This is a genomic window from Brachybacterium sp. FME24, assembly GCF_014897705.1.
In the GTDB taxonomy this organism is placed as follows: domain Bacteria; phylum Actinomycetota; class Actinomycetes; order Actinomycetales; family Dermabacteraceae; genus Brachybacterium.
The window spans coordinates 34,683-58,967 of the sequence record NZ_JABUXV010000004.1 but is presented as its reverse complement, the minus strand read 5'-3'; the positions used below and the strand labels follow the sequence as shown (position 1 = coordinate 58,967).

The following is a 24,285-nucleotide window of genomic DNA, read 5'->3' as shown; positions in this document are numbered from 1 at the left end:
GCGTCAGCCCACGGAGACCGACGCGGCGCCGGCGGTGGTGGCGTCGTCCTCGCCCTCCATCTCGGCGGCGATGCGATTGGCCTCCGCCAGCAGGGTCTCGACGATATCGGCCTCGGGGACGGTCTTGATGACCTTGCCCTTGACGAAGATCTGGCCCTTGCCGTTGCCGGAGGCGACTCCGAGATCTGCCTCCCGGGCCTCGCCCGGGCCGTTGACGACGCAGCCCATGACGGCGACGCGCAGCGGGACCTCGAGGTGCTTGAGGCCTTCGGTGACCTCCTCGGCCAGGGTGTAGACGTCCACCTGGGCACGGCCGCAGGAGGGGCAGGAGACGATGTCCAGTTTGCGCTCCTTGAGGTTCAGCGACTGCAGCAGCTGGATGCCGACCTTGACCTCTTCGACCGGCGGGGCCGAGAGCGAGACGCGGATGGTGTCGCCGATCCCCTGGCCCAGCAGGATGCCGAAGGCGACGGAGGACTTGATCGTGCCCTGGAAGGCGGGGCCGGCCTCGGTGACGCCGAGGTGCAGCGGCCAGTCGCCCTCTGCGGACAGCTGACGGTACGCGTCGACCATGATCACGGGGTCGTTGTGCTTCACGGAGATGCCGAAGTCGTGGAAGTCGTGCTCCTCGAACAGCGAGGCCTCCCACTTCGCGGAGGCGACGAGCGCCTCCGGGGTGACCCGGTCCGCCGTCATCATGCGCTGGTCGATGCTGCCGGCGTTGACGCCGATGCGCAGCGCGGTGCCGTGGTCCTTCGCGGCCTGGGCGATGTCCTTGACCTGATCGTCGAAGCGACGGATGTTGCCGGGGTTCACGCGGACCCCCGCGCACCCCGCCTCGATCGCCGCGAAGACGTACTTGGGCTGGAAGTGGATGTCGGCGATCACCGGGATCGGCGACTTGGCCGCGATGGCCTTGAGGGCATCGGCGTCCTCCTGGCGCGGACACGCCACGCGCACGATGTCGCAACCGGCGGCGGTCAGCTCCGCGATCTGCTGGAGCGTCGCGTTGATGTCATGCGTCGGCGTGGTCGTCATCGATTGCACGGTGATCGGAGCATCACCACCGACATAGATGTTTCCGAGCTTGACCTTGCGGGTCTTCCGGCGCGGTGCGAGGACCGGCGGCGGCTGCTTGACGGACGGGATCCCGAGGCTCACTGAAGTCACCCCTCCATTATGGACTCGTCCCGGCGCTCTGGAGGGTCAGGTGCGACACCTCCACTGCTCCTGCACGCCTGCGGTGGCGCGGCGCACACACCGCGAGTCCCTCACCACCTGGCTCTCCCGGCCCCTGATTCTTCCCCCGCTGCCGTTCCAGGACGCGGACTCGCACTGTGCTGACGACGGGGAAGGACAGCGCGAATGCACGTCACGAGGGGCCCGGTGTCAGGGGAACAGCGTGATGGGTTTGACGATGTCGGCGTAGAGCAGCAGCACCGTCATGAGGATGAAGACGATCGCGACCGCGTTGGTCAGCGGCAGCAGGCGGGACATGTCCACCGGCCCGGGATCGGGCCGCCCGCGCAGCTTCGCGATGAATCGTCGGATGCCCTCGATCAGCGCGCCGAGCACGTGCCCGCCGTCCAAGGGCATCAGCGGCACCAGATTGAACACGAACAGCGCCATGTTCAGCGAGGCCAGCATCGAGATCATCGTGCCGACCTTCTCCCGCAGTTCGAATCCGGGCTGGTCCGCGGCGGCGATCTCCCCGGCGAGGCGGGAGACCCCGACCACGCCGAGCGGGCCATTGGGGTCGCGCTCGGCGCTGCCGAAGGCAGCTTGGCCGACCTCGTACAGCCGCACCGGCAGCGTGAGGATGAGCCTCCCGGTCTGGGTGAAGGCCGACCAGGCCATCTCCGGCACCACGGCCGGGGACTGCGGCACCAGGTCGGGCGTGCCCGAGATCCCGAGGAAACCGACCTGCTCAGTCACCAGGTCCCCCTGCGCGTCGTACACGGCGGCGCCGTCCTCGTCGAGCACCGGACGGGCGTCCACGATCGGGGTGGCCTCGAGCTCGCGGGCCTTGCCGTCGCGCTCGACGACGACCGGCACGGCGCGGTCTCCGCTGGCACGGATCGCGACCGTCACGTCCGACCAGGTCTCGATCTCGTGGCCGTCGATCTCCACCAGGGTGTCGCCGGGCCGGATCCCTGCGGCGAGGGCGGGCGCCTCCTGCTCGCCCTCGCAGGTGGTATCGGCGGGGGCGTCGGCCGGGAGCACGCATTCGGAGACGGACTGCACGGTCGGAGTGACCGCGGGCAGACCGATGCCTGTGACCATCACGGTCATCAGCACGATCGAGATCAGCAGGTTCATGGCCGGCCCGCCGAGCATCACCACGAGCTTCTTGGGTACGGAGAGCGCGACGAACGTCCGGTGCGCGTCCTCGGGGCCGTACTGGGAGGTCTCGTACGCTTTGGCATCCTCGGACATCTGCGACATCTGCTGCAGGAACCCGGTGGAGTCCTCTCGGATGGTGCCTTCGGGTTCGCCTCGGTGCGGCGGGAACATGCCGATCATGCGGATGTACCCACCCAGCGGGATCGCCTTGAGTCCGTACTCGGTCTCACCCCGGGTGCGCGAGAGCACCGTCGGGCCGAAGCCGATCATGTACTGGGTGACACGGACCCCGAACAGCTTGGCCGGGAGCAGGTGGCCGATCTCGTGCAGCGCGATCGAGACCGCCAGGCCGAGGGCGACGACGACGACACCGAGGACGAACAGCAGCGCGCTCATCGACCCTGTTCGCCGATCAGGGAGCGCGCGGCGCCGCGGGCCCAGGTCTCCACCGCGAGCACCCCGTCCACACCGTCGGTGAGATCGGCACGCGGCCGTCGCGGGTGGTCGAGCACCTCGCGGATGAGCTCGGTGATCCCGAGGAAGCTGAGGTCGCCGGCGAAGAAGGCATCGACCGCCTCCTCGTTCGCGGCATTGTATGCGGCCATCGCTCCCCCGCCCTCGCGGTGGGAGGCGCGTGCGATGGCGATCGCGGGGAAGGTGTCCTCGTCGACCGGTTCGAAGGTCCAGGACTGGGCGGCGGAGAAGTCGAGCGCGGCGGCGAGGCCGGGCAGCTTCTCGGGATGGGCGAGGGCCCAGCCGATGGCGTGACGCATATCGGGCGGGCTGGCCTGCGCGATCGTGGAGCCGTCGACGAGGGTCACCATCGAATGGACGATCGACTGCGGGTGGACGACCACGTCGACGCGGTCCTCGGGCAGGTCGAACTGGAAGCAGGCCTCGATGACCTCGAGGGCCTTGTTGACCAGCGTCGCAGAATTCGTGGTGATCACGCGGCCCATCGCCCAGGTGGGGTGCGCGAGCGCCTGTTCGGGCGTCACGGTCGCGAGCTGTTCCCGGGTGCGCCCCCGGAACGGCCCCCCGGAGGCGGTGACCACCAGGCGCGAGACCTGATCCGGGCGGACCCCTGCCAGTGCCTGCGCGATCGCCGTGTGCTCCGAATCGACCGGCAGGATCTGGCCCGGCGCCGCCGCCGCGGTGACGAGGTGGCCGCCGACGACGAGTGATTCCTTGTTGGCCAGTGCGAGTCGGGCACCGGAGGTGAGCGCGGCGAGGGTGGGCAGCAGACCGACGGAGCCGGTAATGGCGTTGAGCACCACGTCGTGATCGCCGAGGGAGCCGGCGAGGTCGATCACGGCGTTCTGGCCCGCGTCGATGCGCGGCGTGGCGATACCCGCGTCGGCGCAGGCGACGGTGACGGTGCGCTCGATGGTCTCGGCGTGCCCGGGATCGGCGACCACGAGTCTCTCGGGCCGATGGACCAGCACCTGCTCCGCGACCTGCTGCGGTCGTGATCCCCCGACGGCGAGCCCATGCAGCCGGGCGATGCCCGGGTACCGGGCCAGGACCTCGAGGCTCTGGGCGCCGATGGACCCGGTGGCGCCCAGCAGAACCAGCCGGCGCTCGGCGGTACCGGTCACGGCACGGAGGCCATCACGTCCGCGACGTGGTCGAGATAGACGTCGACCACGGCCTCGCGGTACCCCTCGGAGCCGCGGCGCCGACGGAACGCGGCACGCCGCACATCGTCGACGCTCATCGGCAGCCCGTCCGTGAAGTAGGCGACCAGTTGATCGCACAGGGCGTCGACGTCGGTCCGGTCGTAGGACGGTTCGCCCTGGGCGGCCGGCGCGAAACGGTCCCCGGCGGGTCGCTCCAAGCGCTCCTTGAGGGTCTCCGCGCGCTCGGTGAGCTGCGCGACCCAGACCCCTTCGCCCTTCGCGGCGATGGCGTCGTCCCGGGACTGCAGCGCGAAGGCGTCGGAAAGACGGTCCAGCGCCTCGTCGACGACGCGCATGTCGTACCCGCCGCGCTCGGTCCCGAAACTGGCCGAGGTGATGTCGGCGCCGCTGAAACCGGCTTCACGACCCTCATAGGCGGTGCGGGCACGGGCGAGGAACTCGTCGACCTCGTGCATGTCGTATCCGACGCTGAAGCGAGAGACACGCTCGAACGATGTGCTCACCAGTGGATCCTTCCTCGGTGCTGTCGGTGTCCCACTGTAGCGGCGCGGGCAGTGGGGTGCGGGGAGGCGTGCGGCGCGCGCAGCAGGTCCTGCGCGGCGAGGGTCCCGACCTGGCGCACCCCCGCACGCTCGAGGGTGTCGAGAGAGGCGTCGACCTCGGGGAAGGCATGGGCCTCGGCGAGCTGCACTGTCGTGGACGTGACCTTCATCGGCGCCGGCTCACTCGCCCCCGGCTGCGACGGCCTCGACGCGCTCGATGCGCGCCTCGCGGTCCTCGCGATGCTCGTCGGTCTCGAGGACCTCCGCGGCCAGCTGGCCGCACGCGCCGTCGATGTCGGAGCCGCGAGTGTCGCGGATGGTCGCCGAGATGCCGTTGTCGCGCAGGGTCTGCACGAACTGCTTCTCCACGAACGGGTCCGAGGCGGTCCACTTCGAGCCCTTGACGGGGTTCAGCGGGATCGGGTTGACGTGGATCCAGTGGGCACCGCCCTTGGCGATCAGCCGGTCGGCCAGCAGCTGGGCGCGGTGCGCCTGGTCGTTGATGTCGCGGATCAACGCGTATTCGATGCTCACCCGGCGCCCGGTGGTCTCGAAGTACTCGTAGGCGGCGTCGAGGATCTCGTCGACGTCGAAGCGAGTATTGATCGGCACCAGCTCATTGCGCAGCGCGTCGTCCGGGGCGTGCAGGGAGACGGCGAGCGTGAGCGGGATCTTCTCCCGCGTCAGCTTGCGCACCGCAGGGGCCAGACCCACGGTCGAGACCGTGATGTGACGCGCGCCCACACCGAAGCCCTCGGGCGCCGGAGCGTTCAGGCGCCGGCACACGGTCGCCACGGGACGGTAGTTCGCCAGCGGCTCCCCCATCCCCATGAACACGATGTTGGAGACGCGCCCGGTGCCCCCGGGCAGCTCACCGGCGGCGAGCATCTGGTTGGCGATGCGCACCTGCTCGAGGATCTCGGCGGCGGAGAGGTTGCGGGTCAGTCCCATCTGGCCGGTGGCGCAGAAGGGGCAGTTCATCCCGCAGCCCGCTTCAGAGGAGATGCAAAGGGTCACGCGGTCGCTGTAGCGCATGAGCACCGATTCGACCATCGGCCCGTCGAACAGCTTCCACAGGAACTTCTGGGTGGCGCCGTGGTCCGCGGACTGCCGGGAGACGAGCGTCAGCAGTTCGGGGAAGAAGCGGGAGACGAGCTCCTCGCGGCGGTCCTTGGGAAGGTCCGTGAGGTCGTCGGGGTTCGTGGTGAAATGCTCGAAGTAGTGCACGGAGAGCTGCTTGGCCCGGAAGCCCGGCAGCCCCATCTCCTCGACCGCGGCGATGCGCTCGGCCAGGGTGAGGTCCGCCAGGTGCGACGGCGCCTTGCCGCGGCGCGCGGGCCGCAGCTGCAGCTGCCCGGGCGCGAGGGCGATCTCCTCGCCGGGCACGGCCTCTCGGGAGAGGTCGGGAAGGTCGACGGCCCCGGCGGGCGGGGTCGTCTCGGATCGTTCGGTGGAGCTGTTCATGGCAGCAGGACCTCCAGCATGATGTAGGTGGTGGGGGCGGCGAGCAGGATCGAGTCCACCCGATCCAGCACTCCCCCGTGGCCGGGTAGCAGATGTCCCATGTCCTTGATCCCCAGATCCCGCTTCAGCAGCGATTCGGAGAGGTCTCCGCAGGTGGAGACGATCACCAGGACGACGCCGAGGATCACGCCCGCCCACCAGGGGAGGTCCAGCGCGAGCACGCCCACGGAGGTGACCGCGGCGGTGCCCAGCACCATCGAGCCGGCGAAGCCCTCCCAGCTCTTCTTGGGGCTGACGCTCGGGGCCATCGGGTGGGAGCCGAACAGGACTCCGGCGACGTACCCACCGATGTCATTGCCCACCGGGCCGAGCACGGCCAGCAGAACCAGCAGGGGACCCTGATCCTGGCCGAACAGCAGCAGGGTGAAGCACCCGAGGAACGCCACCCAGGCCAGGCAGAACACGCCCCCGGCCACGTCACGCAGCGCCGTCAGGCCCATCGATTCGGAGACCCGCCACAGGATCAGCACGCAGACCGCGACGGCGGTGGAGACCAGCAGGCCCTCCACGTCGAAGACGGCGGTGGAGACCGCCATGCCCGTCACGCCGACGAGCAGGGGCACCGCCGGAACCCGCAGCCCGCCGTGGGCCAGCGCGCGGGTCAGCTCGAGGACTGCGAGCACCATGACGATCGCGACCAGCACCGGGAATGCCTGCGGGAGCAGGAACAGCGCACCGAGCACCACTGCTCCGAGAGCCAGACCGACAGCGATGGCTGCCGGCAGGTTGCGTCCCGCCCCTCGCCGCTTGGCGTGCACCGGGGTCGGTTCGACCGCACCGGCGGCCGTCTCGACGAGGGTCGAGGCGGTCGGGTGTCGCAAGTGATCCGGGTCGGTGCTCACAGGGTGCGTCGAGACGTCGAGCGGGTTGTCAGATCGTCTCCAGCTCCGTCTCCTTGACGCCGAACGCCTCGTCGATCTGCTCGATGTACTTCTTGGTCACGGACTCGAGCTCCTTCTCGGCACGAGCGCCCTCGTCCTCGCCGATCTCCTTGTCCTTGACCAGCTTCTCGAGGGCCTTCTTCGCGTGGCCGCGGGAGCCGCGCACCGCGACGCGGCCGTCCTCCGCCTTGGCCTTGGCGAGCTTCACATACTCCTTGCGGCGCTCCTCGGTGAGGGCCGGCAGCACGACACGGAGGTTGTCGCCGTTGTTGGTGGGGTTCACGCCCAGATCCGAGGACCGCAGCGCCGACTCGACCTGCGTCATCACGCCCTTGTCGAAGGGAGTGACGATGATGGTGCGGGCCTCGGGGAACTGCAGCGAGGCGAGCTGGTTCAGCGGAGTGGGCGCACCGTAGTACTCGACCGTGATGCCCTGGAACATCGCGGCATTGGCGCGACCGGTGCGGATGGAGGTGAATTCCTCCTTGGTGACCTCGACGGACTTGGACATCTTGGCCTGGGCGTCCTTCAGGATGCTGGCGGTGTCGTCGCTCACTGGTGCTCCTCGGTTCTCGATGGGTGTTGGCGTCCATTGTCCCGCACCGTCAAGCCCGGGCGGGCGGGGATGTGGGGCGCGGCCAGGGGCCGCGCCGGTGCGGACGGGTGCGCCGACGGGGGTGGCCCCGAGCGGCGCGCCGCGCCCCGATCAGTCGTACGTGACGACGGTGCCGATGCGGTCCCCGCGCATTGCCCGGGTGATGTTCCCGGGAGCGTCGAGGCCGAACACCATCATCTGCTGGGCGTTGTCCATGCACAGGCTGAAGGCGGTGGAGTCGACGACCTTGAGGCCCTTCTGGAGGGCCTCGTTGTAGGTGATGTGCTCCAGCTTCTTGGCGTCCGGGTTCGTGCGGGGGTCGGAATCGTAGACACCGTCGACCCCGTTCTTGGCCATGAGGACCTCTTCGCAGCCGATCTCCAGGGCGCGCTGGACCGCGACGGTGTCCGTCGAGAAGTACGGCATGCCGGCGCCGGCGCCGAAGATGACGACGCGGCCCTTCTCGAGGTGGCGCACGGCGCGCAGCGGGATGTACGGCTCGGCGACCTGGCCCATCTCGATGGCGGTCTGCACGCGGGTGGAGATGCCTCGCTGCTCGAGGAAGTCCTGCAGGGCGAGGCAGTTCATGACAGTGCCGAGCATGCCCATGTAGTCGGCGCGGCGACGGTCCATCCCGCGCTGGGACAGTTCCGCCCCGCGGAAGAAGTTTCCTCCGCCGACGACGATGGCGCACTCGACGCCCTGGGCAACTCCCTCGGCGATCTCACCGGCAACGCGGGAGACGACATCGGGGTCGACGCCGACGGCGCCTCCTCCGAAGGCTTCACCGGAGAGCTTCAGGAGGACGCGACGTCCGTCCTGTCTCTTCGGGAGAACAGGAATCGGTGACGTGAACGTCTGGGTCATGTCGGTCCTTCCGCGCTGGGTCCTCGGCGATGATACCGGTGCGGCCCCGCACCGATGGTGCGGGGCCGCAGGTCGGTGGCCACGCTCACGCGCGACCAACGGGAGCGGGGCACTCGGGCCCTGCTCCCGGGGTGTCAGCCTCCGACGCGGAAGCGGACGAAACCGGTGAGCGTGCCACCGACCGCCTCGACGATCTTGCCGACGCTCTGCTTCGGATCCTTGGCGAACGCCTGGTCGAGCAGGACGTTCTCCTTGAAGTAGCCGTTGAGGCGACCCTCGATGATCTTGGAGATGGCCTTCTCGGGCTTGCCCTCGTTCTTCGCGGTCTCCTCGGCGATGCGACGCTCGTTCTCGACGATGTCCTCGGGGACCTCTTCGCGGCTGAGGTAGGTCGGGGAGAACGCGGCGATGTGCATCGCCACGTCGCGTGCGACCTCGGCACCGGCCTTGTCGGAGGCGACGAGCACGCCGACCTGCGGGGGCAGGTCCTTGTTGGTGCGGTGCATGTAGGTGGTGACGGCGTCACCGGAGACGCGACCGATGCGACGCACCAGGATCTTCTCGCCCATGGTGGCGCCGGCGTTGGTCAGTGCCTCGCCGAAAGCGGTGGCAGCCAACTCCTCGGGCTCGTCGGCACCGGACTCGACGGCCGCGGCCACGGCCTCGTCGCCCAGGGCGACGAACTTGTCGTTCTTGGCCACGAAGTCGGTCTCGGAGTTGAGCTCGACCAGGGTGCCGGTCTGACCGCCCTCGGAGTCGCGCACGTCGACGGCGATGAGGCCCTCGGAGGCGGTGCGTCCCTCGCGCTTGGCGATGCCCTTGAGTCCCTTGACCCGGATCAGCTCGACGGCCTTGGCCTTGTCACCATCGGCCTCGTCGAGAGCCTTCTTGACGTCGAGCATGCCCGCGCCGGTGGTCTCGCGGATCTCCTTGATGTCTGCGGCCGTGTAGTTAGCCATGTTCCTCTTCCTTGTCGGAGCTGCTTACGGAGGTGACGGGGACGGCGATCCACATCGCCGTCCCCGTGCACGGGCCCGAGAACGACGCTGTCGTCCTCGGGCCCGGTGATCACTCGGCGGTGGGGGCCTCGGTGGAGGTCTCCGCGGCGGGGGCCTCCTCGGCGGGGGTCTCCTCGGAGGTCTCCACAGCGGCGGTCTCCTCGGAGGTCTCCACAGCGGGGGTCTCCTCGGTCTGGGTCTCCACAGCCGGGGTCTCCTCGGCAGCGGCCTCGGTGGTGCCCTCAGCGGCGACCGACTGCTCGGCCGGTGCATCCTGCTGCTGGACCTCGGACTGCTTGAGCAGCTCCTGCTCCCACTCGGCCAGCGGCTCCGCGGCGACTGCGGAGACGTTCTTCTCTCCACCCTCGGAACCGGATGCCTTGGCGTGGCGCTCCTGCAGACCAGCGGCCACCGCGTCGGCGATGACCCGGGTCAGCAGCGTGACGGAGCGGATCGCGTCATCGTTGCCGGGGATCGGGTACGTGACCTCGTCGGGATCGCAGTTCGTGTCCAGGATCGCGACGACCGGGATGTTGAGCTTCTGCGCCTCATCGACGGCCAGGTGCTCCTTGTTCGTGTCCACGATCCACACGGCGGAGGGTGCCTTCGCCATATCGCGGATGCCGCCCAGGGTCCGCTCCAGCTTGTCCTTCTCGCGGCGCATCATCAGCAGTTCCTTCTTGGTGCGGCCGGAGGCGGCCACATCCTCGAAGTCGATCTGCTCGAGCTCCTTGAGGCGGTTCACACGCTGGGAGACGGTCTGCAGGTTGGTGAGCATGCCACCCAGCCAACGCTGATTCACGTAGGGCATGCCCACGCGGGTGGCCTGCTCCTGGATGGACTCCTGAGCCTGCTTCTTGGTGCCGACGAACAGCACGGTGCCGCCGTGGGACACGGTCTGCCTGACGAACTCGTAGGCCTTGTCGATGTACGACAGGGTCTGCATCAGGTCGACGATGTAGATGCCGTTGCGCTCGGTGAAGATGAAGCGACGGACCTTCGGGTTCCAACGACGGGTCTGGTGACCGAAGTGGACGCCGCTCTCCAGGAGCTGGCGCATGGTGACGACTGCCATGATGGTGTCCTCTGTTTTCTAGGCCTGGGCTCGCACGACTCGCCCGTGGGCGTCCGTGGTCATCGCGCAGGACCTTCATTCTCGGTTGCTCCCCGACACCGGTCGGTGCGAGGCCTGGTGCCCGGGGTGCCGGCCGCCCCGGTGGTGTCCCGCACGCGAGGTGCGGAGCGGCCGAGGACCGTTGGCCGACGAGCCCTGGTGGGCACGCGAAGTCATCCGGATGGTCCGGATGCTGGGAAACAGTCTATCCGACGTCGCCGCGCCAGATAGCGCGGCATGCGTCACGCCGGGGTGTGTCGCGCACCGGTGCCGGTCCCCGGCACCGTCTGACCGTTCCTCCCCACGGGCCGTTCGTCCACCGTGCGGGCGTCGTCCCGGACGCCGGGCCTCGGCTGGGGCGAGGATGCAGGGCATGACTTCGTCTCCCGCTCCCGAGCGGCCGTGCGCCGACCGGCGACCCGTCCGTCGGGTGCTCCGCATCGTCCTTCTCGTGCTGTGCCTGGTCGTGGCGTTCGCGATTCCCGGCACGGCTCGCGCCGATGACGCACGCTGGCAATGGCCCCTCCCGCCTCCTCACTCGGTGGTCGGTGCCTTCGACGCCCCCGATAGCCCCTACGGGCCGGGCCACCGCGGCATCGACGTCGCAGCGCCGGGGTCGAGTGCGCCGGTCCACGCCGTGGAGGCGGGAACGGTGAGGTTCAGCGGTGCTGTGGCCGGTCGCGGTGTGGTCTCCGTGCTGCATGCCGACGGACTGATCTCGACCTACGAACCGGTGACTGGAACGGTCGAGGAAGGGCAGACGGTGCAGGCAGGCGAGGTGCTGGGCACAATCGCCGCCGGCGAGTCCTCGCACTGCTCCGGTCAGGTGTGCCTGCATCTGGGAGCGCGGCGCGGGCAGGGCTATCTCGACCCGATGCTGCTGCTCGGAGCACGAGGTCCCAGCGTGCTGCTGCCGTGGGGCGAAGGCAGTGGAGAGAGGACGGTCGAGATCCCGGCAGCTGCGCAGTCCGGCACGTCCGGTGCCTCCGGCGGGGCCGGCGCGGCGGGCGATGAGCGGCCCGCGGCGTCGACGGTGCCGATCATGGAGCCTGCGCTGTCCTGGTCGCGCCCGCGGCCAGCAGGAGCGCGTCCCGGCGGACGGTTCGCCCTATCGCCCTGAGTCCGTCGTCCGTCGTCCGTCGTCCGTCGTCCGTCGTGAACAGGAACAGCACGGGATCGGCGCACAATCTGGGTCCGCGAGTGGATCTGGCCGCTCAGGCCCGCGGGTGGGCCTGGTCGATCGTTCGCCGCAGCCGGTCGGCGCTGACGTGCGTGTAGATCTGCGTGGTGGCGAGCGAGGAATGCCCGAGGAAGTCCTGCACGCTGCGCAGGTCGGCTCCGCCTTCGACGAGATGGGTGGCGGCGCTGTGGCGCAAGGTGTGCGGGGAGACGTGCTTGGCGATACCGGCCCGGGTCGCATAGCGGTCGATCACGGTGCGCACCGCGCGATCGCCGAGCCGGCCTCCTCGCACGCCCAGGAACAGGGCCTCACCCTTGTTCGTGGCAGAACTCGCACTGCGGTCTGCGAGGACGGGCCGCCCCCATACCTCCCACTGCTCCACGGCGTCCAGCGCGGGAACACCGACCGGGACGATCCGTTCCTTGTCCCCCTTGCCGCGCACCCGGACGGTGCGCTGTGCACGGTCGATACCGGTGCGATTCAGGGCGACCAGCTCGGAGACCCGCAGGCCGGAGGAATAGAGCAGCTCGAGCACGGCGGCATCACGCAGCAGCACCGCGCGCGCGACGGGATCGGCCGCATGCTCGGCCTCTGCAGGACGCCCCGCGCTGCTCTCAGGCTGCGCAGCGGCGCCGGGGAGGCTGTCCTGCCCGTCGCGGGGTTCCTGCTGGTGGCGGTGTTCCGGCCTGGCTGCCGTATCGAGCAGGTCTGCGGCCTGGTCACCGGAGAGCACCGTGGGCAGGTGGCGGCCGCGCCGCGGGGCCTTCAGCCGTCCTCCGACGTCGTGCGGAATCCGTCCCGTGGCGGCGAGCCAGGTGGTGAAGGTCCGGGCCGCAGCCGCAGAGCGGGCGAGGGTGCTCGCTCCCGCACCGGTCTCCGATCGCGCCGCCAGCCACGAGCGCAGTGCAGCGACATCGAGCTCGGATGGCTCGATGCGCTCGATCACGCGCAGGTGCTCGAGCAGATCGGCGGCTTCACGGTGATAGGCACGCACCGTGTGCTCCGAGCGCCCCCGTTCGAGACGGAGATGCTCGGCGAAGGCATGCACGACCGCCTCGTCGGCGCCTCGCGGATCGTTGCTCATACGACCCAGTGTCGCCCATGAGGCTTCCCCTGGCCGGGTGTCAGCGATCGGGACGGGCGCGTCGGAACCGCTCCCCTGCCCTCTCCACGAGACCCAGCAGTGCCAGGCGAGCCAGCGCGGACTCGACCTCGAGGGGCTCGAATCCGATCTCGCGGGCGATCTGCTCGATGCCGAGACGGGAGCGCGGTGGCACGGCGTCCAGGACTCGTCGGTCGGCGGGGCTGAGCAGGTCCAGTTCGTCCTGTACCGCGAAGCTCCCTTCCGCTGCGGCGGGCCCGCCCGGCAGCAGGTCGAGCAGGTCGCTCGATTCGGTGATCATCACCGCTCCTCGCTCGCGGATCAGCCGGTGGCACCCAGCGCTCGCCGCGGAGGTGATCGGGCCCGGGACAGCTCCGACCGGCCGCGAGAGCTGGTCGGCCAGGCGGGCGGTGGACAGTGCTCCGGATCGCCAGGACGCTTCGACGACCACCACTATCTGCGAGAGCGCAGCGATCAGGCGATTGCGGGCCAGGAACCGCCATCGGGTGGGCGCCGTCCCCGGCGGCGCCTCGCTGAGCAGCAGGTGGCGCTCGCGGATCCGTTCGAGCAGCTCCGTGTTCCCGCGCGGGTACAGCCGGTCGAGTCCGCCCGCGAGAACGCCGATCGTGGCACCTCCGTCGGCCGCGAGAGCACCCCGATGGGCGGCGGCATCGATCCCGTAGGCGCCGCCGGAGACCACGGTGCCGCCGCGCGCTGCGAAGTCCGCTCCGAAGGACGCGGCAGCGTCCTCCCCGTAGGGGGTCGACGCGCGGGAGCCGACGATCGCAGCAGTCCTGCCGGCCGCTAATTCGTCCAGGCGACCAGGGCCGTGGATCCACAGGCAATGAGGGCTGGTCTCCTGCAGATCGTCGAGCAGCACGGGCCATTCCTGGTCATCGGGAGTGAGGACCCGAATCCGCCGTCGATCAGCGTCGTCCAGGACGGCATCGATATCGAGCCCGTGCAGCCGCGCGCGCCAGCGGGCCAAAGCGCGGCGGGCCCGCAGACGATGCGTCCCGGAGCCAGGTTCGGCGACATCCGTCGGAAGGTCACCACCGAGCCGTGCCAGCAGTTCGGTCTCGGTGCCCTCGCGGGCGAGCGTCAGAGCGCCCGCGGCGCCCAGCTCGTTGCGCGCCAGCAGAGCGATCGAATCCGCGGGCTCGGCGATCAGGGACCAGGTGATGCGGGCGATGCGATCGTCCCTGCGGCGTGCCCGGTCGCGGTGCTGGCCGGAGCCTTCCGGGTCTGTGGGTTCCGCCGGAGTGGTCCAGGTCGTCATCGCGGTTCTCCTTCGCGCAAGGTGAGGGCATGGCCGATGTGGTCGGCGCCAGGGCGGTCGGCCCCGTCGAGGTCGGCAAGGGTCCAGGCCAGTCGCAGGACTCGGTCGTGCCCGCGCAGGGTGAGGCGACCCTGGGCGACGGCGTGGTCGAGCAGACGGCGCTCGGACGGTTCGGGGGCGAAATCGCGTCGTAGTCGCGGGCCGGGCAGCTGCGCGTTGAGCGTCCAGGGATGATTCTCGAAGCGTCGGCGCTGCCGCTGTCGAGCTGCGAGCACGCGCTGGGCGATGACCGCGCTGGGTTCGGCGTCATGATCGTTGCTGAGGTGAATGTTCACCGGGCCCACGTGGACCCGCATGTCGATGCGATCAAGGACCGGTCCGGACAATCTGGCCAGGTAGCGGCGACGCTGCAACGGAGTGCAGGTGCAGTCGGCGCCCTTGCCCCAGGACATCCCGCACGGGCAGGGATTGGCCGCGAGCACGAGTTGGAATCGCGCCGGGTAACGGGTGACTCCCCGAGCCCTGTGGAGGGTGATGTCCCCGGTCTCCAGCGGCTCGCGCAACGCCTCGAGCACGCGGGAGGGGAACTCAGGGGCCTCATCGAGGAAGAGCACTCCGGCATGGGCCCGGGAGATCGCGCCGGGCCGTGCAAGCCCGGAGCCTCCGCCCACGACGGCGGCAGTGGTCGCCGTGTGATGGGGGCTTTCGAACGGTGCCGAGCGGCGCAGCCCGTCGTGGGCGTCGAAGCGGCCGGCGAGGGAATGGATCGCGGAGACCGTCAAGGACTCCTCGACAGCGAGCTCGGGGAGGATTCCCGGGATGCGCGAGGCGATCATCGTCTTGCCCGCGCCCGGCGGGCCCATCAGCAGCAGGTGGTGCCCACCCGCGGCAGAGACCTCGGCGGCGCGACGGGCCTGGGCCTGCCCGACGACATCTGCGAAGTCCGCCGGCGGTGAGCCCGACGCATGGGTGCGCTCGCCCTCATCGCTCGGGCGCGCCAGGTCCAGCAGCTGGCGCTCCGGCGAGGGAGGGACGTCGGCGCCGAAACGATGCAGGACGCCGGTCAGGTCCGCGGCACCGTCAACCTCGACCCCGTCGACCAGCCGTGCCTCCGGCAGGTTCTGCTCGGGAACGATGGCCCGGTTGATCCCCAAGGAGCGGGCTGCCAGCAGAGCCGGAAGCACCCCGGGGATCGGGCGGACACGGCCATCCAGTCCCAGCTCGCCCAGCACGACGGTGTCTCCCGGGAGATGGACCAGCAGATCGCCTTGCGCGTCCACGACCGCCATGGCGATGGCGAGGTCGAACCCGGAGCCATGCTTGGGCTGCCACGCAGGCGTCATGTTCACGGTGATGCGACGGGGAGCAAGACGAACACCGCTGCGGGCTGCGGCTGCCCGGACCCTCTCCCTGGCCTGCAGCATCGAAGAATCCGGCAGGCCCACGAGGGAGAAGGCGGGCAGCCCCGGGGAGACGTCGGCCTCCACTTCGACCAAGGTTCCGTCGAGGCCGGTGAGACTGATCGAGAGCGTGCGCGCATGCCCCATCAGGAGACCGCTTCGAGGTGCTCGAGGGAGAACGTGCCGTCGAGGTGTGCGTGGACGGCGACCACATCGATACGGACATCCCGGTGCGGGGTGGAGCGCTCCATGAGGTACTCCCCGGCGAGACGTCGCAGGCGACGCAGTTTGGCGGGGGTCACGGCGGCCTGTGGAACCCCGGTGACGAATGTGCGTCGCGTCTTGACCTCGACGAAGACGAGCGTGGTGTGGGCGAGGGCGACGATGTCCAGCTCCCCTTGGTTCAGCCGCAGGTTGCGCTCGATGATCTGCCAGCCACAGGCGACCAGGTGCTCGGCGGCGAGGTCCTCCCCCGCCCGGCCCAGCTCAGTCGTGGACATCTCTGCGACCCGGCGCTGCCGGGGTGGAGCCGAGGGGCCGGCGACAGGCGGATCGGCCGCGGGGCCGGGAATGCGCGGGCGGGCTGCAGAGCCGGCGACGTCGTCGGCGACGGGCTCACCCGATGTCGTACTCGCTGCCTCGGCCCTCCGTGGTGGATCGGTTCTCTCGGTGGTCGCGGCCGCGGTCGGAGGGCGTGGGCGCAGGTCACCGTCTGACGTGGGTGGCGGGGCGGAGGCGAGGGAGTTCATGCCCGTCAGCCTGGCTCGGCGCCCGCTTCAGCGCACGGCGCGTGCCGGCGTTGGGGACAAGCACCCTCTGGGGAGGAACGATGATCGGCGGCGTCATGCGCTGACCCGAGCGCGAGCCGCAGTGCGGTGCACCACCGTCAGCGGAGGCGCTGACAGACGGCTGCAGCCGGCCGCCGCTCAGGGCAGCGAGATGTCAGGCTTGTTGAGCTCTTCGATGTTGACGTCCTTGAACGTCACCACGCGCACCGATCGCACGAAGCGGTTGGAGCGGTAGATGTCCCAGACCCACACGTCGGCCAGGCGCAGCTCGTAGAAGACCTCACCGCCGCCGGAACGGACCTGCAGGTCGACCTGATTGGCGAGATAGAAGCGACGTTCTGTCTCGACCACGTAGGTGAACAGGCTGACCACGTCGCGGTACTCGCGGAAAAGCTGGAGTTCGAGGTCGGACTCGTAATTCTCGAGATCCTGCGCGCTCACCGACGCTCCTCCTTCTGCTGGTCCTGATGGGGATGCCACTGGTCGCCCCACAGTACGCCAGCGGGGCCGGATGCCGTGGGCAGGGCCGGGAGCGGGGCCGGAGCGGACCCCAGTCGCCAGCTGCGACGGTGATGCTCATGCGCACCCAGACGATCGATCGCCTCCCGGTGCACGGCCGAGCCGTACCCCTTGTTGGACGCCCAGCAGTACTCGGGAGCCAGCTCATCGAACTCGACCATCCGTGCGTCCCGGGCCACCTTCGCGAGGATGCTGGCGGCGGCCACGCTGGCACAGTCGCGATCGGCGGCGACCCGCAGCTCGACCAGCGGGGTGGCCCGGCCGGTCGCGACCAGCTCCGCAGAGAGCACATCGACGTTCCCGTCCAGGAGGATCGCGTCGATCGGGATGTCGAGGCCGTCGAGGGCGCGCAGCGCAGCGCGGGTCAGGGCGCCGATGATGCCGATCTCATCGACTTCTGCCGCGCTCGCCCAGCCCACGGCGCCGGCGTGCACCGATTCCAGGATCGGATCGACCAGTGCCTCCCGGCGACGCGCGGTGAGCTTCTTGGAGTCCCGCACACCCTCGGGCAGGGTCCCGGCGCGTCCGTCGATGACCTCGAGGGCGCAGGCGCCGATCGCGACGGGGCCGGCCAGGGCCCCGCGACCGACCTCGTCGATCCCGACGACGATGCGTCGTCCCGGCCCGCAGCGGGCCGCCAGGGCGAGCTCGACGTCGAGGGTGGGTGCCGCGCCGGTCACGGCTGATCGAGCACGTCGGCGAAGGCATCGCGGCCCTCGCCGAGGCCGGTCCAGCGGCCGGCGGGCCAGAAGATGACCTCGGCCTTCCCGGTGATATTGGCTTCGGGGACGAACCCGTTCTCACCCTGGGACTCGTGCCACGCGGAGTCCGCGGAGGCATGCCGGTTGTCGCCCATCACCCAGACCCTGTCCTCGGGCACGGTGACATCGAACGCGGCCTGGCATGCAGACGTCCCAGAGTTGATGTACGGCTCCTCGAGCGCAACACCATTGACCTCGAGGGCAGCGCCCTGATCCGCGCAGACGACATGGTCGCCGGGAAGGCCGATCAATCGTTTGACCAGGTGGTCCTGCGACGGGTCCGGGGCGAGCCCGACCATGCTGAGCACCATCATCACCCGCACTCGCGGGGTGGGGTTCTCGGTGGCGTCGCCCGGGATCCAGTTGTCGGGGTCCTCGAAGACGATGACGTCGCCGCGGTGCAGATCGAACACGCCGGGCGTCAGCTTGGACACCAGGATCTTGTCGTCCTGGAGCAGCGTGGGGTTCATCGAGGCGGAGGGGATGTAGAACGGCTGGATCAGGAACGTCTTGACCAGCACGGCGATGACCAGTGCCACGGCCATGGTGACCATGGTGTCCAGCCAGAGCGGCATGCGCTGGCGACGAGGGGCCCGCTGCGCGTCGCGGTGCCCACCGGAGGCGTCCTCGCCGGATAGGGCGTCCTCGGGCTCGGACACTGCAGGGCGGGTTTCATCGGACGCGTTCATCGCGGCGATCTTATCCGCACAATCTGCGGATCACAGCTCACCGCGACGAGTGAGAGGCCACACGATGAGGTCGACGTCGCCTACGACACGGTCCACCGGGATCATCCCGCCACCGGGCGAGCCGAGCAGATGCCGAGAGTCCGTGGAATCGACACGGTTGTCACCGAGCACGAACATGCGGCCCTCGGGAACTTCCAGGTCGAACTCGATCGTGCTGGCAACGGTGCCGTCGGCCAGGTACGGCTCCTCCAGCGGGACGCCGTCGATCGTGAGGGAGCCGCCGGAATCGCAGCATCGCACCCGGTCTCCGCCGAGGGCGACGACGCGTTTGACCCAGTACCGATCGCCGTCCGCCGCCGAGGGGGCGAAGTACCCGGTGCCGTCGAAGACGACGATCTCGCCGCGCTCGGCGCTGCCGCGCTCGGAACGATCCGCCAGGATCACGTCACCCACCGTCAGCGCAGGCTCCATCGAGGCAGAGGGCACGCGGAACGGCTGGATCACGAAGTACCGCACGGCCCCGGCGCCGATCAGGAGCAGCACGACACAGACGGCGGCGGCCACCACAGGGTGGGGCCGCCGCCGTCTGTTCGCGGTGTCGCGGGTCATTCCCGGATCAGAAGTTGCGCTTCTCCTTGATGCGGGCCTTCTTGCCCGTGAGCTTGCGCAGGTAGTACAGCTTCGCGCGGCGCACGTCGCCGCGGGTGATGACCTCGATCTTGTCGACGGTCGGAGCGTGGACGGGGAACACGCGCTCCACGCCGACGCCGAAGGAGATCTTGCGAACGCGGAACGTCTCGCCGACGCCGTGGCCCTGACGGCCGATGACGTAGCCCTGGAAGATCTGGATACGAGAGCGGTTGCCCTCGATGACCTTCACGTGCACCTTGATGTTGTCGCCGGCGCGGAAATCGGGGACGTCTTCGCGCAGGGACGCCTTGTCGAGCTCATCGAGCTTCTGCATCTGTATCTCCAGCCCTCCGCCTCAGGTCGGACAGCTTCGTTCGTGGGTCTTCCCGGGGTGACCGGGTCGCCCGTCATGAACTGTCGATCCGGCGAGGAGCAGGCTCCTCGTGCCGGTGTGCTGGGCCTCTGGCAGCAACTCCCATCGCCACGGACCTGCCCGACCGCTTGGTGCGTCCCTCCCCTGAGGCAGAGGCACGCGCGGTGTGCACAAGGGGTCATTCTGCCAGCGCGTCGTGAGCGCGGCAAGCCCCAGCTCCCACGATCACCCTGGTCAGCGCGAGCTCAGAGTGTCGGATCCGTCACGGGGTCCGGTGTGCGGGGTCCTCTGGCCCCCGGCGGCCCCAGCTTCAGGACGCGGTGCCCGCGGAGTCGGGTGTCCCGAGCAGATCCGGCCGACGGTCTCCCGTGCGCTGCACGGATTGCTCCCGGCGCCAGGCGGCGATCTTCGCGTGGTCGCCCGAGAGCAGGATCGGCGGTGCCTCGCGGACGACGCCGACGGGGTCGGTCCAGGTCGCAGGGCGGGTGTAGAGCGGGTATTCGAGCAGTCCGTCGGAGTGGGATTCCTCGACGAGGCTCTCGGCGTTGCCGACGACCCCGGGAACCAGCCGCACCACGGCTTCGGTGATCGCCAGGACCGCGACCTCTCCCCCGTTGAGGACGTAGTCGCCGAGGGAGGCCAGCGCGATCTCGTAGCCGGTGTCGGCGAGATGCTCGTAGACGCGTTCGTCGATGCCCTCGTACCTGCCACAGGCGAAGATGATCCACTCGCACTGGGACCATTCCTGAGCGGTGGCCTGGGCGAACGGGGCGCCAGCTGGATTGGGGAACACGACCAGGGGTTCGACGTCGGCCCCGAGCTCCTCCTGGCCGGCGGCGCGCACCGCGGCGAAGGCCTCCGCCCAGGGCTCGGGCTTCATGACCATCCCCGCTCCCCCGCCCAGCGGGGAATCATCGACGGTGCGATGACGGTCGTGGGTCCAGGTGCGCAGGTCGTGGACCTGGAGATCGACGAGCCCGTCGCGACGGGCCTTCCCGATCAGGGACAGCTCGAGCGGGGCCAGGTACTCCGGGAAGATGGTGAGGACGTCGAGGCGCATCGGGGTCTCAGCGCTGCTCACGCGACGAGGGTGCGGAGGTCTCGGGTTCGGGGCCCCGCTCGTCCTCGGGGAGTTCGTCGAAGAGCCCGCCGGGAGGGTTCGCGATGACGACGCCTGCCGCGACGTCCACCTCGGGCACGAGCTGCTCGACCAGCGGCAGCTGCACCCGCCTCTGGTCCGGCGTGCGCACCACCAGCAGATCCTGGGCCGGGTAGTGGTCGACGCCGAGGACGGTACCGAGGTCGCGACCGTCGACGTGGCGCACCGCCAGGCCCTTGAGCTGGGAGGGGTACCAGGCGTCAGGGTCCTCGTCGGCCTCCTCGGTGGCGTCCACGGCCAGAGCGAGCTCCACGCCCCGCAGCGATTCGGCGTCCGTGCGGTCAGCGACCTCGTCGAACGTCACGTACCAGCGGTCCTGCTGCGCTCGCGTGCCGAGCACGGTGAGGGTCCGTGGTCCCGCGGGGGTGTCGACCTCGAAGGCCACGCCGGGCTGGAACCGCTCCTCGGGCTGGTCGGTGCGCAGATTCAGCGCGACCTCCCCGCGCAGCCCGTGCGCCTTGCCGATCGTGGCGACGATGACGTCCAGAGTGCTCATACCAGTCCTCCCTCTTCTGCGGCGTCGCCGCTCTCGATCTCCCCGGGGTCGGGCGAGGAGTACCCGACGGCGTCGCACGCCGTGCCGAGCTGGGTCAGGGGTTCGCGCAGCCCCTCGGACGCGGCATCGCCGTCCAGGGCGTCCTGGAAGGGGGCGCGCACCTGTTCGAGGGCCGCGCGGACGTCGTCGTCATCGGTCGCGGCGATCTCGCCGGCCAGCAGATCGGCCGTGGCCTGCACGTCCGCGCTGCGATCCGAAGGAACGGTGCGCGCACTGAGACCGACGAGCTTGAACATGTTCGAGGTCAGGACGTTGGCGTTACCGAAATGGGTCAGAGTGCCCGGGGTGTCGAACACATCGGCGCAGGTCAGGGCCGCAGGCTTGGTGCCGTCCTCGCCGGACTGCTGCGCCCAGGCAGCAGCGACCGAGGCATCCGCACAGGCGCCGGCCATGCCTTCCCAGGCGGCACGGAAGCCGTCGCGATCGGCCTCCGCCCCCTGCTCGGGTTCGCTGCGGAACCAGTCGGCCAGCTCCGTCGCGGCCTGCTGTGCACCCTCCGGGGCGCTGTCGAAGACTGCCTCGATATCATCGCCGGTCATGGCGTAGAAGAAGGGGTCCGACGGTCCCGCATCCGGAGCGGTGGCGGCGCGGTCCAGAATCACGCGGGACAACGGCGCGGTGTAGTCCGGGTCGTCCCAGAACTCTTCGCAGGCGGCGGCGAGGGCTGGTTCAGGGGTGGTGGACTCGGCCGTTCGTGCGACCTCGGGCCCGGTCGTCTGCTCGGGGTCTCCCGCAGCGGTGGTGCATCCCGCCAGCACCAGAACGGTGCCCAGCAGGGCGACTGAGGCGCGGACGCGGGCCGGACCGGACAGGGCCCGTGCATGCCAGGAGCGGCACTGCTGGGGCACGTCATTCATGCCAGCAGTGCCGCTCCGTGAGGTCGTACGGGGCACCTCAGCGCCGGTCGACGTCGACGATGTCGACGCGCACGTCATCATCCGAGAGGGCCGCGGTGACCGTGCGCAGGGCACGGGCGGTGCGACCGGACCGGCCGATGACGCGGCCCAGATCGGCGGCGCCGACCCGGACCTCGAGCAGCGGGCCGCGACGAGTGTCCTTCTCGGTCACGCCCACGGCCTCGGGATCATCGACGATGCCGCGAACGAGGTGGTCGAGGGCTTCGGCGCGGGCGCTCATCTCAAGCCTTGTCGGTCGTGGCGGCTTCGGCGTCCTCGGTGGTCTCGCCCTCGGCGGGCGCTTCCTCGGAACCGGCCTCGACGGCGGGCTCCTCGGCGGCGGTCGCCTCGGCGTCCTTGGCCTTCTTCGCCCCGGCGCGGGACTCGACCGCGGCCTTGTCGGCGTCGGCGATGAGCTCGTCGGCGGTCTTGCGGGTCTCGGCGGTCTTCAGGGAGCCGACGGCGTCGCTCTCACCCTTGGCCTTCTGCCAGTCACCGGTGATCTTGAGGAGGGCAGCGACCTGCTCGGTGGGCTGTGCGCCCACACCGAGCCAGTACTGCGCACGCTCGGACTCGACCTCGATGACCGAGGGGTCCTCGGTCGGGTGGTACAGGCCGATCTCCTCGATCACGGCGCCGTCGCGCTTCTTGCGCGAGTCGGCGACGACGATGCGGTAGAACGGTGCACGGATCTTGCCCATGCGCTTCAGTCGGATCTTGACAGCCACGTGGGTGGACTCTCCTTCAGGGATGATCGGGTGAGTCCCGCCGCAGCCTGTGGGGTGATGCGGGCGCTGACGGTTCTCGGGGTGTCGTGCTCAGGCAGGTAGAGGGCCGGCCTGAGCGCATACAGGCAATTATTATGCCAGGGATCCGGACCGGCGCACCACCCGTGCCGGTGTGCCCCGGGGCACAGCTGCCCTTGCGAGAGGGGAACAGCGGCGACGACGACGCCGATCGTCGCACCCCTGGGCACCGATGAACGGCCCGGGGCCTCAACCGCCGAGACCCGCGATCGCACCGATCAACTGGTTCACGCCGAGGACGAGGAACAGCATCGCCACCACGGCGAGCACCAGGTTCAGCACCCACCCGTTGCGCCAGGGCGCAGGCACGTGCCGCGAGTTCAGCAGGAACAGCAGGGTCAGGGCAAGGAACGGCATGAACAGGGAGCCGAGCACGCCATAGGCCACGATCACCTGCACCGGCTTGCCGAGCAGGAGCAGGAGCATCGGCGGGAAGGTCAGCCAGAGGACGTAGAAGCGGTAGTAGCGCCCGCCGATCCCGCGATCGCGATGACCCTCGGGCAGTTTGCGGGCCGCCCCGAGGAAGTCGGCGAACATGATCGAGACCCCGTTCCAGACTCCGAGGACCGAGGAGAACGACGAGGCCCAGAAGCCGATCAGGAAGACGTAGCTCATGGCCTCGCCGTAGCGGTCCGCGAGCACGTCCGCGAGATCGACGAGCCCCTGCTCGCCCTCCCCGATCGCGAGGCCCGAGGAGTACAGCAGCTCGGCGCCGACGACCATCATCGCGATCACGAAGATCCCGGAGAGCACGTAGGCCATCGCGTTGTCCAGACGCATGACCTTCATCCAGCGCGGGGTGGACCAGCCCTTCTCCGTGAGCCAGTACCCGTAGGCGGCCAGGGTGATGGTCCCGCCCACGCCGCCCGCGATGCTCAGCGTGTAGAGGAGCCCTCCCTCGGGGATCCGCGGGACCAGACCCGTCGCGATCTGCCCGAGGTTCGGAACCGTGACGACCGCGGCGCCGACGACGGTCACGAACATGACCCCGACCAGGACCGCGACGAGCAGCTCGAGCCGACGGTAGTGACCGAACCACACCAGCGCGGCCCCGATCAGTCCGGTGAGGATCGCATAGACGATCAACGGGATCTGCGCGATCCACTCGATGTCACCGATGACCGGCAGCTGGGGGACGAGGGCGACCAGCGGCAGCGCGGAGGCCGACATGGCCGTCGCGCCGTACACGAAGCCCCAGATGACGATGTACGGACCGAAGTAGAAGGAGGTCCAGCGCCCCAGCCGCCGCCACCCTTCGAAGATCGAGTGACCGGTGGCGAGGGTCCAGCGGCCGGCGCCCTCGACGAGGAAGATCTTGATGATCACGCCCGCGACGGCGGCCCACAGGAGCGCATACCCGAATCGGGACCCCGCGACCAGGGTGGCGACCAGGTCGCCGGCGCCGATGCCGGTCGCGGCGACGAGCAGACCCGGGCCGATCAGCTTCCAGCGGGGTGGGGCGCCGTCGTCGGCTGCCTCGAGGTCCGGGGCGCCGGCCCCGTCGGTGGTGGGCGGGGTCGTGGCTCGGGCGTCGTCACCCGGTGCAGGCCGAGAATCCATGAGGAAAGGGTACGGGTCACGCGAGCGCTCGGCCCGCCGAGTCCCCGTGCGTCAACGTCCCCGTGCGTCAACGCCGCCGAGGG

General features: G+C 69.8%; 27 protein-coding genes. 1 reads left to right on the top strand and 26 read right to left on the bottom strand.

Features of this window, described 5'->3' with window-relative positions:
* Positions 1-3 precede the first annotated feature (3 nt).
* The 11 genes from ispG to rpsB all read right to left on the bottom strand — a co-directional run bounded on the left by ispG (position 4) and on the right by rpsB (position 10,465).
* Positions 4-1,170 (bottom strand): flavodoxin-dependent (E)-4-hydroxy-3-methylbut-2-enyl-diphosphate synthase, encoded by a 1,167-nt coding sequence (ispG, locus tag INT51_RS05415; RefSeq protein WP_193104190.1) that lies wholly within the window; start codon positions 1,168-1,170, stop codon positions 4-6.
* A gap of 219 nt (positions 1,171-1,389) precedes the next feature.
* Complete coding sequence (locus INT51_RS05410) at positions 1,390-2,739, bottom strand: RIP metalloprotease (protein WP_193104189.1); 1,350 nt, start codon at positions 2,737-2,739, stop codon at positions 1,390-1,392.
* Entirely contained in the window at positions 2,736-3,941 is a 1,206-nt protein-coding gene (dxr, locus tag INT51_RS05405) for a 1-deoxy-D-xylulose-5-phosphate reductoisomerase (RefSeq protein WP_193104188.1), read from the bottom strand. The genes INT51_RS05410 and dxr overlap by 4 nt, the downstream gene beginning before the upstream one ends.
* Positions 3,938-4,486: a DivIVA domain-containing protein gene (locus INT51_RS05400; RefSeq protein WP_193104187.1), complete on the bottom strand. Its 549-nt coding sequence runs from the start codon at positions 4,484-4,486 to the stop codon at positions 3,938-3,940. Before INT51_RS05400 ends, dxr begins: the two co-directional genes overlap by 4 nt.
* The gene (locus INT51_RS05395; RefSeq protein ID WP_193104186.1) at positions 4,483-4,695 is read right to left on the bottom strand and encodes a hypothetical protein; all 213 of its coding nucleotides are present in this window, start codon (positions 4,693-4,695) and stop codon (positions 4,483-4,485) included. The genes INT51_RS05400 and INT51_RS05395 overlap by 4 nt, the downstream gene beginning before the upstream one ends.
* Positions 4,696-4,705: 10 nt before the next feature.
* Positions 4,706-5,989, bottom strand: coding sequence for a 23S rRNA (adenine(2503)-C(2))-methyltransferase RlmN (gene rlmN, locus INT51_RS05390; RefSeq protein ID WP_193104185.1), 1,284 nt, complete (start codon positions 5,987-5,989; stop codon positions 4,706-4,708).
* On the bottom strand, positions 5,986-6,891 hold the full coding sequence (locus INT51_RS05385; RefSeq protein ID WP_304502085.1) for a phosphatidate cytidylyltransferase: 906 nt from the start codon (positions 6,889-6,891) through the stop codon (positions 5,986-5,988). The genes rlmN and INT51_RS05385 overlap by 4 nt, the downstream gene beginning before the upstream one ends.
* 28 nt (positions 6,892-6,919) lie before the next feature.
* Complete coding sequence (gene frr, locus INT51_RS05380; protein WP_193104184.1) at positions 6,920-7,486, bottom strand: ribosome recycling factor; 567 nt, start codon at positions 7,484-7,486, stop codon at positions 6,920-6,922.
* Positions 7,487-7,636: 150 nt separating this feature from the next.
* Complete coding sequence (pyrH, locus tag INT51_RS05375; protein ID WP_193104183.1) at positions 7,637-8,392, bottom strand: UMP kinase; 756 nt, start codon at positions 8,390-8,392, stop codon at positions 7,637-7,639.
* 134 nt (positions 8,393-8,526) lie between these two features.
* Entirely contained in the window at positions 8,527-9,351 is an 825-nt protein-coding gene (tsf, locus tag INT51_RS05370) for a translation elongation factor Ts (RefSeq protein ID WP_193104182.1), read from the bottom strand.
* A 109-nt stretch (positions 9,352-9,460) separates the two neighbouring features.
* The gene (rpsB, locus tag INT51_RS05365) at positions 9,461-10,465 is read right to left on the bottom strand and encodes a 30S ribosomal protein S2 (RefSeq protein WP_193104181.1); all 1,005 of its coding nucleotides are present in this window, start codon (positions 10,463-10,465) and stop codon (positions 9,461-9,463) included.
* 412 nt (positions 10,466-10,877) lie between these two features.
* Between rpsB and INT51_RS05360 the strand changes: the two genes are divergently transcribed.
* On the top strand, positions 10,878-11,624 hold the full coding sequence (locus INT51_RS05360; RefSeq protein ID WP_193104180.1) for a murein hydrolase activator EnvC: 747 nt from the start codon (positions 10,878-10,880) through the stop codon (positions 11,622-11,624).
* Positions 11,625-11,718: 94 nt separating this feature from the next.
* Here the strand turns inward: INT51_RS05360 and INT51_RS05355 are convergent, their stop codons facing one another.
* The 15 genes from INT51_RS05355 to INT51_RS05285 all read right to left on the bottom strand — a co-directional run bounded on the left by INT51_RS05355 (position 11,719) and on the right by INT51_RS05285 (position 24,202).
* Positions 11,719-12,768 carry a tyrosine recombinase XerC gene (locus INT51_RS05355; protein WP_193104179.1) on the bottom strand — a complete coding sequence of 350 codons (1,050 nt, stop codon included), beginning with the start codon at positions 12,766-12,768 and terminating at the stop codon, positions 11,719-11,721.
* Between the two features lie 40 nt (positions 12,769-12,808).
* Positions 12,809-14,065 (bottom strand): DNA-processing protein DprA, encoded by a 1,257-nt coding sequence (gene dprA / locus INT51_RS05350; protein ID WP_193104178.1) that lies wholly within the window; start codon positions 14,063-14,065, stop codon positions 12,809-12,811.
* Positions 14,062-15,612, bottom strand: coding sequence for a YifB family Mg chelatase-like AAA ATPase (locus INT51_RS05345; protein ID WP_193104177.1), 1,551 nt, complete (start codon positions 15,610-15,612; stop codon positions 14,062-14,064). The genes dprA and INT51_RS05345 overlap by 4 nt, the downstream gene beginning before the upstream one ends.
* A complete protein-coding gene (locus INT51_RS05340) occupies positions 15,612-15,965 on the bottom strand; it encodes a YraN family protein (RefSeq protein ID WP_193104176.1) in 354 nt (117 codons plus the stop codon). Before INT51_RS05340 ends, INT51_RS05345 begins: the two co-directional genes overlap by 1 nt.
* A 426-nt stretch (positions 15,966-16,391) precedes the next feature.
* A complete protein-coding gene (locus INT51_RS05335; RefSeq protein ID WP_076810501.1) occupies positions 16,392-16,694 on the bottom strand; it encodes a DUF2469 domain-containing protein in 303 nt (100 codons plus the stop codon).
* Positions 16,691-17,452: a ribonuclease HII gene (locus INT51_RS05330; RefSeq protein WP_193104175.1), complete on the bottom strand. Its 762-nt coding sequence runs from the start codon at positions 17,450-17,452 to the stop codon at positions 16,691-16,693. The genes INT51_RS05335 and INT51_RS05330 overlap by 4 nt, the downstream gene beginning before the upstream one ends.
* Entirely contained in the window at positions 17,449-18,222 is a 774-nt protein-coding gene (gene lepB / locus INT51_RS05325; RefSeq protein WP_193104174.1) for a signal peptidase I, read from the bottom strand. Before lepB (INT51_RS05325) ends, INT51_RS05330 begins: the two co-directional genes overlap by 4 nt.
* A 30-nt stretch (positions 18,223-18,252) precedes the next feature.
* Positions 18,253-18,831, bottom strand: a complete 579-nt coding sequence (gene lepB / locus INT51_RS05320; RefSeq protein ID WP_193104173.1) for a signal peptidase I — start codon at positions 18,829-18,831, stop codon at positions 18,253-18,255.
* Between the two features lie 7 nt (positions 18,832-18,838).
* Positions 18,839-19,186, bottom strand: coding sequence for a 50S ribosomal protein L19 (rplS, locus tag INT51_RS05315; RefSeq protein WP_193104172.1), 348 nt, complete (start codon positions 19,184-19,186; stop codon positions 18,839-18,841).
* 349 nt (positions 19,187-19,535) lie between these two features.
* A complete protein-coding gene (gene trmD / locus INT51_RS05310; RefSeq protein WP_304502084.1) occupies positions 19,536-20,306 on the bottom strand; it encodes a tRNA (guanosine(37)-N1)-methyltransferase TrmD in 771 nt (256 codons plus the stop codon).
* Positions 20,293-20,880 (bottom strand): ribosome maturation factor RimM, encoded by a 588-nt coding sequence (rimM, locus tag INT51_RS05305; protein WP_193104171.1) that lies wholly within the window; start codon positions 20,878-20,880, stop codon positions 20,293-20,295. The genes trmD and rimM overlap by 14 nt, the downstream gene beginning before the upstream one ends.
* Positions 20,877-21,797 carry a hypothetical protein gene (locus tag INT51_RS05300; protein ID WP_226832001.1) on the bottom strand — a complete coding sequence of 307 codons (921 nt, stop codon included), beginning with the start codon at positions 21,795-21,797 and terminating at the stop codon, positions 20,877-20,879. The genes rimM and INT51_RS05300 overlap by 4 nt, the downstream gene beginning before the upstream one ends.
* A 37-nt stretch (positions 21,798-21,834) precedes the next feature.
* Positions 21,835-22,077 carry a KH domain-containing protein gene (locus INT51_RS05295; RefSeq protein ID WP_193104170.1) on the bottom strand — a complete coding sequence of 81 codons (243 nt, stop codon included), beginning with the start codon at positions 22,075-22,077 and terminating at the stop codon, positions 21,835-21,837.
* Position 22,078: 1 nt separating this feature from the next.
* A complete protein-coding gene (gene rpsP / locus INT51_RS05290) occupies positions 22,079-22,564 on the bottom strand; it encodes a 30S ribosomal protein S16 (protein WP_193104169.1) in 486 nt (161 codons plus the stop codon).
* A gap of 267 nt (positions 22,565-22,831) precedes the next feature.
* Positions 22,832-24,202 carry an Nramp family divalent metal transporter gene (locus INT51_RS05285; protein ID WP_193104168.1) on the bottom strand — a complete coding sequence of 457 codons (1,371 nt, stop codon included), beginning with the start codon at positions 24,200-24,202 and terminating at the stop codon, positions 22,832-22,834.
* Positions 24,203-24,285: the final 83 nt, after the last annotated feature.